The following is a 6,000-nucleotide window of genomic DNA, read 5'->3' on the forward strand; positions in this document are numbered from 1 at the left end:
AGACAATTGTTAAAGTTTATTTTAAAGAGACTTGGAATTAGCATTTTAACTATCTGGATAGTTATCAGTGTAACTTTTGTACTAATGCACAAAATACCTGGTGGACCTTTTGATAGTGATAAAAAATTACCACCTCAAGTTGAGGCAAATTTAAATGAAAAATTTGGACTTGATAAACCTTTATTTGAACAATATACAACTTATATGAGAAATATTTTACATGGAGATTTAGGTCCATCTATGAGGTACGAAGGAAGAAGTGTTAATGATGTTATTGCTTATTCATTTCCTAACTCTGCAAAACTTGGAATTTCTGCTATAGCCTTTGCCTTAATAGTAGGTACTTATATGGGTATAAGAGCAGCTCTTGACCAAGGTAAGTGGCAAGACAAGTTGGCAATGCTTATAGCCACACTTGGAGTTACTGTTCCAAGTTTCGTTTTAGCTAGTCTATTCATATACTATTTCGCTGTAAAATTAGGTTGGTTCCCGGCTGTGGGTTTTGATGGTCCTATATATTATGTACTTCCATCTATAGCTCTTGGAGGTTATTCAATGGCATTTATCTCTAGACTTTCAAGATCAACTTTAATAGATGTAGTTAAACAAGACTATATAAAGGTTGCAAAAGCAAAGGGACTTTCAAGAACAAAAATTATTTACAAACATGCTTTAAAAAACTGTTTAATTCCTCTTATAACTTATATAGGACCTCTATTTGCTGGAGTTTTAACAGGTAGTTTTGTTATTGAAACTTTATTTGGTATTCCTGGTCTTGGTCGTGAATTTGTTCAAAGTATATATAACAGAGATTACACTACTATTTTAGGTATTACTATTTTCTACAGTACTTTCTTAATAGCATGTAACTTAATCGTAGATATACTTTATGCAGTTATAGATCCAAGAATAAAACTTGATTCTTAGGAGGTGTATATTTATGGAATTATCTAATGATATGTTTGAAAAATTGCCAAAAGATGAAAAAACATCTGATGAAATAGTTAGACCTAATTTAACCTATTGGCAGGATGTATGGAAAAGACTTAAACAAAATAAATTAGCTTTATCAGGATTAATTTTTATAATAATAATATCTTTAGCTGCCATATTGGGTCCAATATTTTCACAGTATAACTATTATACTCAAGACTTAAGTATAGCAAATCAAGGTCCAAGCTCTATGCATTGGCTTGGTACTGATAAATTTGGTAGAGATTTGCTTGTTAGAATACTTTATGGAGCTAGAATCTCATTAACTGTAGGTTTTGTAGCTAGTATTTTAAATATAATAATTGGAGTTTTGTATGGCGGTATAGCCGGTTACTGCGGTGGAAAAGTTGATCTTGTTATGATGAGAATAGTTGATGTTTTATACTCAATACCAATGACTATCTATGTAATATTACTTATGGTCACTTTTGGTGCTAGCTTAAAAACCATAGTAATCGCATTAGCTATATCATTTTGGCTTACCATGGCTAGAATAGTTAGAGGACAAATTATGACTTTAAAAGAACAAGAATTTATTCTAGCAGCTAAAACTCTAGGAGCTTCCCCTACTAGAATTCTTTTAAGACACCTTATCCCTAACTGTATGGGACCTATAATCGTAACTCTAACTTTATCTATACCAGAAGCTATTTTTACTGAATCATTTTTAAGCTTCATAGGACTTGGAATTTCCGCACCTCAAGCTTCATGGGGAACATTAGCATCTGATGCAGTAGAAAGTTTTCAGCTCTACCCTACACAGCTTCTGTTTCCTGCATTAGCTATATGTTTAACTATTTTAGCATTTAACCTTCTTGGTGACGGCTTAAGAGATTCACTTGATCCTAAAATGAGAAAATAATAGGAGGTTTCTTATGGAAAAATTACTTGAAATAAATAACTTATACACATCCTTTTATACACATTTAGGGGAGGTGCAAGCTGTAAGAGGTGTATCTATAGATGTATTTAAAGGTGAAGCAATAGGTATTGTTGGAGAATCCGGTAGCGGAAAAAGTATTACTATGATGTCTTCAATGCGTCTTCTTGCTGATAATGGGAAAATTAAAGATGGAACTATATGTTTTGAAAATAGTGATTTAGCTAAGATTTCCGAAAAAGAAATGGAATCTATTAGAGGTAACAGTATGGGAATGATATTTCAAGATCCTATGACTTCCCTAAATCCTGTTTTTACAATAGGTGAACAATTAATTGAGCCTTTAATAAAACATAAAAAAATCAATAAATCAGAGGCTAATAAAATAGCTATAAACATGCTCAAGTTGGTAGGTATTCCTAGTCCTGAAAAAAGACTTAGCCAATATCCTCATGAATTTTCTGGTGGTATGAGACAAAGGGCAATGATTGCTATGTCTCTTATATGTAACCCTAAACTTATAATTGCAGATGAACCTACTACTGCATTGGATGTTACTATACAAGCTCAAATATTAGAACTTATGAAAGATTTAAAATCAAAATTTGATATGTCTATAATTCTTATAACTCATGATTTAGGAGTAGTTGCAGATTTATGTGACAGGATTTATGTAATGTATGGAGGAACTATTGTTGAAAGTGGAAATGTAGAAGATATCTTTTATAATGCTAGACATCCATATACTTGGGGACTTCTTAGGAGTATACCTAATCCCAAGGATGATGTTAAAGAAAAATTAAAGCCTATAGAAGGAACTCCTCCTGATCTTTTAAAACCACCTACTGGATGTCCATTTGCTCCACGTTGTGAGTACGCTATGAAAATATGTGTTGAAAATCCACCTGAGAAATTTTATACATCTGATAAACACTTCTCAGCTTGTTGGTTAAATCATTCTAAGGCACCTAAAGTTGAAGGCTTTAGTGTAAGGGAGGTATAAATAATGCCTATTTTAGAAGTAAAAAATTTAAAAAAATATTTTCCTATAAAAAAAGGACTGTTAGGTAATAAACTTAGTTTGGTTAAAGCAGTTGATGATGTTTCATTCTCTATAGAAAAAGGAGAAACTTTAGGTCTTGTTGGAGAATCTGGTTGTGGTAAGACTACTACTGGAAGAACCCTAATTAAACTATATGAGCCTACTTCTGGTGAAATATTATTTAATGGCAAAAATATAGCTAATTTATCCTCAAAGGAAATGCTACCTTATAGAAGAAAAATGCAAATGATTTTCCAAGATCCATATGCATCCCTGGATTCAAGAATGACCGTTGGAGATATTGTTGGTGAAGCCATAGATATTCATAAATTAATGGGACCTAAAGATAAAGAAGAACGAGTTAATTATCTTTTAAATAAGGTTGGTTTAAATAAAGATCATGCAAGTAGATATCCTCATGAATTTTCTGGAGGTCAAAGGCAAAGAATAGGTATTGCAAGATCTTTAGCAGTGGAACCCGAATTCATAGTATGTGATGAACCTATTTCTGCATTAGATGTGTCTATTCAAGCCCAAGTTGTTAATATGCTTGAAGAACTTCAATCTGATTTAGGGTTAACTTACTTATTTATAGCCCATGATTTATCGATGGTTAAACATATTTCTAATAAAATAGGAGTTATGTACTTAGGAAAAATGGTTGAACTCTCTCCTAGCAGAGAACTTTATAAAACTCCTCTTCACCCATATACCCAAGCATTGCTATCTTCAATACCTATTCCTGATCCTAAGATGGCAGCTAAAAATAAGAGGATAATGTTAGAAGGTGAAACGCCTTCACCTATAGATCCTGCGCCTGGATGTAGATTTAAAAACAGATGTAAATTTGCTAAACCTATCTGTGGTGATATAGAACCTATACTTAAAGACATGGGAAATGGTCACTGCGTAGCTTGTCATCTGTATTAAATAAATTTAATTAATAGGAGGTTCAATAATGATAAAAAGAAAACGTGCTTTAGCTACACTGCTTGCTGCTGTTGTAGTAGGTTCAGTATTTGTTGGATGTGGTAAAGGTAGTTCTAGTGGAAATTCGGATCAAAAAGTAACAATAAATTTAGGAGCAGATCCTAAAACAATAGATCCAGGTCTAAATAGTACTGTTGAAGGTTCAAGAGTTATAAATAATGTATTTGAAGGATTGACTAACTTAGATAAAGATGGTAAATCAGTTCCTGGTGTTGCTGAAAAATGGGATATTTCAGAAGATGGTTTAACTTATACATTTCACTTAAGAGATAATGCTAAGTGGTCAGATGATAAGCCTGTTACAGCTAATGATTTTGAATACGCTTGGAAAAGAGTTTTAGAACCTAACACTGCATCTGAATATGCAAATCAAATGTTTTATTTAAAAAATGGTGAAGCATTTAACAGTGGAAAAGCTACTATTGAAGATGTTGGCGTTAAAGCTACTGATGATCATACTTTAGTGGTTACTTTAGAAAGTCCTACTCCTTATTTCCTAAGTCTTACATCTCAAGCAACATATGCTCCTGTAAGAAAAGATATTGTAGAGGGAAATACATCTTGGACATTAAAACCTGAAACATATGTATCAAATGGACCTTTTAAAATGTCACAATATAAACCTAAAGATACATTAGAAATAGTTAAAAATCCTAGCTATTGGGATAATTCAAATGTTAAGTTAGACACTGTAGCATTTAAATTTCTTGAAAATGAATCTAGTGCTTTATCCGCATTTAAGAGTGGACAATTAGATGTATTACCGTCTCCACCTGCTGCTGAAACTCCTAAACTTCTTGAAGATGGATCAGCAAAAGCTTATCCATACATCGGAACTTATTATTATAACTTAAATGTATCACCAAAGACAGCTGAAAATAATCCTGAAGCTGCTAAAGCTTTAAATAATCCAAAAGTTAGAAAAGCTTTATCTCTTGCTATAGATAGAGACGCTTTAGTTAATCAGGTAGTTCAAGGAGGTCAAAAACCTGCTACATCGTTTGTACCTAGTAGTGTATCAGATTCTGAAGGTAACACTTTCAAATCTAAAGATTATTATACTTCTTCAGCAAATACAGAAGAAGCTAAAAAGCTATTGGCTGAAGCTGGATACCCTGAAGGTCAAGGGTTCCCAAGCTTAGAAATACTTTATAACACTGGACAGGGACATCAAAATGTTGCTCAAGCAGTTCAAGATATGTGGAATAAAAATTTAGGTGTAAATATAACTTTAAGAAATGTTGAAAGAAAAGTTCACTTAGATGAAATGAAGAATGAATCTTACTTAATTGCTAGAGATGGTTGGATAGCTGACTTTAATGACCCAGTAACATTCCTTGATATTTTAGTTACTGGCAATGGACAAAACCGTCCTGGTTATAGCAATCCTGAATATGATAAATTAATGGATGATGCTAAAAAAGAATCAGATCCGTCTAAAAGATTTGAATTAATGCATAAAGCTGAAGATATATTAATGAACGACATGCCTGTTATTCCTATATATGAATACTCAAATGTTGTTTGTGTTAATCCAAAAGTTAAAGATATTTATTTGTCTCCTCTTGGAAGCATCATATGTAAGGATGCTCACGTAGAAAAATAAATTCTTTAAAATTATAAAAAACATAAGAAGACATAAGATAAAGTCTTCTTATGTTTTTTTATTCTTGCCCATTTTCATCTAAAAAAGATTTATTAAGTATCCTAATTTATTGGTATATTATATCGAATTAATGCTATAATTTAGATATAGACTTATAAGAAATTACGAGTTGATTTTGGAGGTGTATTATATATGAAAGCTAAAGCAATTCAAATAAAAAAGGAATCCTTAATTTGGTTTATTCCATTATTTGCTGTTTATATGATAATAACTGGTAATTCAAGACAGATTCCTGGATTCGTAAGAACATTTTTAAACAAAAGATAAAAGTATATTAAAATTTTATTATTTTTAATATTATAGTTTTAGCCTATTAATTAAGGGAAGTCAAAAATGAAATGAACCCAAAAAGTTAGACAAAGTATAATTACGCTACTTCCAGGGACTGGATCCTGTACTGGACAGGACTCAGTCCTTTCAATTTGCTCT

At 31.9% G+C, this 6,000-nt stretch carries 6 protein-coding genes; all 6 read left to right on the plus strand.

The window, feature by feature from the left end; translation table 11 throughout:
* The first annotated feature begins 6 nt into the window (after positions 1 to 6).
* Positions 7 to 927: an ABC transporter permease gene (locus BM119_RS09945; protein ID WP_090041093.1), complete on the plus strand. Its 921-nt coding sequence runs from the start codon at positions 7 to 9 to the stop codon at positions 925 to 927.
* Between the two features lie 13 nt (positions 928 to 940).
* On the plus strand, positions 941 to 1,855 hold the full coding sequence (locus tag BM119_RS09950; RefSeq protein ID WP_090041095.1) for an ABC transporter permease: 915 nt from the start codon (positions 941 to 943) through the stop codon (positions 1,853 to 1,855).
* A 13-nt stretch (positions 1,856 to 1,868) separates the two neighbouring features.
* On the plus strand, positions 1,869 to 2,876 hold the full coding sequence (locus tag BM119_RS09955) for an ABC transporter ATP-binding protein (protein ID WP_090041096.1): 1,008 nt from the start codon (positions 1,869 to 1,871) through the stop codon (positions 2,874 to 2,876).
* Positions 2,877 to 2,879: 3 nt separating this feature from the next.
* Positions 2,880 to 3,845, plus strand: a complete 966-nt coding sequence (locus BM119_RS09960; RefSeq protein WP_090041098.1) for an ABC transporter ATP-binding protein — start codon at positions 2,880 to 2,882, stop codon at positions 3,843 to 3,845.
* 28 nt (positions 3,846 to 3,873) lie between these two features.
* Complete coding sequence (locus BM119_RS09965; RefSeq protein WP_090041099.1) at positions 3,874 to 5,511, plus strand: peptide ABC transporter substrate-binding protein; 1,638 nt, start codon at positions 3,874 to 3,876, stop codon at positions 5,509 to 5,511.
* Positions 5,512 to 5,703: 192 nt separating this feature from the next.
* On the plus strand, positions 5,704 to 5,838 hold the full coding sequence (locus tag BM119_RS20405) for a hypothetical protein (RefSeq protein ID WP_278336789.1): 135 nt from the start codon (positions 5,704 to 5,706) through the stop codon (positions 5,836 to 5,838).
* Positions 5,839 to 6,000 lie beyond the last annotated feature (162 nt).

It is taken from the genome of Clostridium frigidicarnis (assembly GCF_900111985.1).
GTDB classification, from domain to species: Bacteria; Bacillota; Clostridia; order Clostridiales; family Clostridiaceae; genus Clostridium_Z; species Clostridium_Z frigidicarnis.